Source organism: Mycobacterium sp. (assembly GCF_050701675.1).
GTDB lineage: Bacteria > Actinomycetota > Actinomycetes > Mycobacteriales > Mycobacteriaceae > Mycobacterium.
Genome location: NZ_JBOGDD010000475.1, coordinates 1 through 3,225 on the forward strand (window position 1 = coordinate 1; position 3,225 = coordinate 3,225).

Sequence of the window (3,225 nt, forward strand, 5' to 3'; positions counted from 1 at the left end):
GGTGAGCACCAATCGCTCGAGCTCTTCGCCGGCGAACACGGCGGGAATGTCCTCGACGCCGACGGCGTCGAACCACTCGAAGAAGGTGCGGGAACGCAGGAGCTCGAGTACCGGCTCGCGGGCGTGGATGGCGATCATCACCAGCACCCGCCCCGGCTCGGTGGTCGATTCATAGACCAGCACGTGGTGCGCCCCGAGGTCGGCGAGGGCCTGGGTCCTGCGCTCGAGCAGCGGTCCGACGCGGTCGGGGTGCGACACCCGGTAGTCCGAGGCGAGCACGAGCGATTGGTTGAGCCAGTGCGTCACGGCTTCGCCCTTCAACGTCGCACGTCCTCCGACGCCACGATCGGGTGTGTCAATGCTGTTGGCGCAAAACGGTAATGGCACTCGTCCCCAATGTCGAGCGCCGACGGATCGTCGAGATGTCGACCAGTCGCGGACGGCGCGCCTGCGACGTACTAAACTAGAACACGTTTCAGTTCGTCACCGCCCCACTTCGAGGAGCAAGCAAGATGCACACTCCCCTCTGTGATCAGCTCGGCATCGAGTTCCCGATCTTCGCCTTCACGCACTGCCGAGACGTCGTCGTCGCCGTCAGCAAGGCCGGAGGATTCGGCGTGCTCGGCGCGGTGGGCTTCACGCCCGAGCAGCTCGAGGTCGAGCTGAAGTGGATCGACGAGCACATCGGCGACCACACCTACGGGGTCGACATCGTGATCCCCAACAAGTACGAGGGCATGGACGCGAACCTGTCGGCCGACGAACTGGCGAAGATGCTGGTCGACATGGTGCCGCAGGAGCACCTCGACTTCGCGAAGAAAGTGCTCACCGATCACGGCGTGCCGCTCACCGCCGAGGACAACGAGAGCACGCTGCAGCTGCTGGGCTGGACCGAGGCGACCGCCACCCCTCAGGTCGAGATCGCGCTCAAGCATCCGAAGATGACACTGATCGCCAACGCGCTCGGCACCCCGCCTGCCGACATGATCGACCACATCCACGCCGAGGGGCGCAAGGTCGCCGCCCTCTGCGGGTCGCCGAGCCAGGCGCGCAAGCACGCCGACGCGGGCGTCGACATCATCATCGCCCAGGGCGGCGAGGCGGGCGGGCACTCCGGTGAGGTCGGTTCGATCGTGCTGTGGCCGCAGGTCGTCAAGGAGGTGGCGCCCGTTCCGGTGCTCGCCGCGGGCGGCATCGGCAGCGGACAGCAGATCGCCGCGGCGCTGGCCCTCGGCACCCAGGGGGCATGGACGGGCTCCCAGTGGCTGATGGTCGAGGAGGCCGAGAACACCCCGGTCCAGCAGGCGGCCTACGTCAAGGCGGGTAGCCGCGACACCGTGCGCAGCCGCTCGTTCACCGGCAAGCCCGCGCGGATGCTGCGCAACGACTGGACCGAGGCCTGGGAGAACCCGGACAACCCGAAGCCGCTTGGCATGCCGCTGCAGTTCATGGTCTCCGGCCTTGCGGTGGCGGCCACGCACAAGTACCCCAACGAGACGGTGGACGTCGCCTTCAACCCCGTCGGCCAGGTGGTCGGTCAGTTCACCAAGGTCGAGAAGACCTCGGCGGTCATCGAGCGCTGGGTCCAGGAGTATCTCGAGGCCACCGGCACTCTCAACGACCTCAACGAGGCCGCTGGAGTCTGAGGTCGCTCGCGCCCGGGATTTTCTCTCGGTCCGACCGAGGGCTTCTATTTGTAGTCGTGCCTGAGATTGATCGACGCCGCATGATGTTGATGACGGGAATCGGCGCCCTGGCGGCCGCCATCCCCCTCCCAGAAGCCGGGGCCGCGCCACCTGCCAAGTACCTCTTCCAGGACGAGTTCAATGGGCCTGCCGGCTCGGCGCCCGACGCCTCCAAGTGGGAGGTGGCGCTGGCACGGGAGGACATGGAGGTCCCCACGTACTGGGAGCAGCCCGGCAACGTCGGGCAGTACCGTGACGACCGGCGCAACGTCTACGTCGACGGCAAGTCCAACCTCGTCTTCCACGCTGCCAAGGACGGCAACACGTTCTACAGCGGCAAGCTGTTCGGCAAGTACCGCGGCCCCATCGGGACCACCTGGGAAGCCAGGATCAAGCTGAACTGCCTTACTCCCGGAGCCTGGCCGGCCTGGTATCTGGCCAACAACGACCCCGTCAACGGCGGCGAAGTCGACATCATGGAGTGGTACGGCAACGGCAGCTGGGCACCTGGAACCACCGTCCACGCGAAGTTGAACGGCGGGGAACACGCGAGCCAAACCATCGCGGTGGACAGCGGCTGGCACAACTGGCGCACGCAGTGGGATACCAACGGCATCCGGTTCTGGAAGGACTACGTCGACGGCGCGCAACCGTACTTCGACGTCCCGGCCAGCGCCCTGCCGGACTGGCCGTTCAACGCCCCGGGTTACACGCTGTTTCCGATCCTGAATCTTGCGGTCGCGGGTTCCGGGGGTGGCGATCCCGGAGCAGGGAAGTACCCGGCCGACATGCTCGTCGACTGGGTTCACGTCTGGTAGGCCGGGCGTCAGCCCAGCAGTCTCGCGGTGGCGCGCCTGAGTACCTGCGCCCGGCCGCGACCGCCGTGGTCCGCGGCCACGAAGTGGTTGCCGATGGCCAATGAGAACGCCAGCAGTGCAACGGCTTCCACGTCATCTGGGTCGTCGTGCAACGTCGCGATCTGAGTGCGGAGGTAGGCCATCCTGCTGTTGTCCACGCGCTTCAGTCGTGCGGCGACCGCGGTGTCCCTTCTTGACCAGTCCCTGACCGCGAGGTCGATGGGCAGCAGCGTCTCGGAGAACGTCAGCATGCCCGCGTGCGTGACCTTGGTGCGGGCATCGCCGCCCGCACGCTCGACCCGTTCCAGCACCTCATCGGTGCTGCGGCGTTCCCAGGTGTCGAGCATCTCGTCGAGAAACGTCTGCCTGCTGTCGAACTGGTGATAGAAGCCACCGCGCGACACCCCGAGGGCGTTGGCGAGGACGTCGACCCGCACGGCGTCCGGCCCTCCGTCGGCGAGCGCCGTCAGGCCCGCATCGATCCACGCCTCGCGGGACGTGCGGGTCGGTGCAGGCACTGAACTCCTTCGAATCCGGTTGACGGCGAGCGAAGTTCAAGCATACAGTAGTGTATGGTTCTCTTGACGACGAGTTTGCCCCGCGCGTCGTACGCCGCAAGGCCATGGCGGATCCACGAGTTCGCCGACGACTTCGACGTGCTGGACGTGTGGGCACTGCCAACC

At 66.6% G+C, this 3,225-nt stretch carries 3 protein-coding genes and 1 pseudogene; 2 read left to right on the forward strand and 2 right to left on the reverse strand.

Going from position 1 to position 3,225, the window contains the following annotated elements; all coding sequences use genetic code 11:
• Positions 1-321: pseudogene (locus tag ACRDUX_RS14185) on the reverse strand (hypothetical protein); the annotation flags it as partial.
• 191 nt (positions 322-512) lie between these two features.
• Between ACRDUX_RS14185 and ACRDUX_RS14190 the strand changes: the two are divergent.
• Positions 513-1,646, forward strand: coding sequence for a nitronate monooxygenase (locus ACRDUX_RS14190; RefSeq protein WP_526414666.1), 1,134 nt, complete (start codon positions 513-515; stop codon positions 1,644-1,646).
• 56 nt (positions 1,647-1,702) lie between these two features.
• On the forward strand, positions 1,703-2,503 hold the full coding sequence (locus ACRDUX_RS14195; protein WP_526414667.1) for a glycoside hydrolase family 16 protein: 801 nt from the start codon (positions 1,703-1,705) through the stop codon (positions 2,501-2,503).
• 8 nt (positions 2,504-2,511) lie between these two features.
• On the opposite strand, the gene ACRDUX_RS14200 is transcribed toward ACRDUX_RS14195, so the two are convergent.
• Positions 2,512-3,060 (reverse strand): TetR/AcrR family transcriptional regulator, encoded by a 549-nt coding sequence (locus ACRDUX_RS14200; protein ID WP_526414668.1) that lies wholly within the window; start codon positions 3,058-3,060, stop codon positions 2,512-2,514.
• Positions 3,061-3,225: the final 165 nt, after the last annotated feature.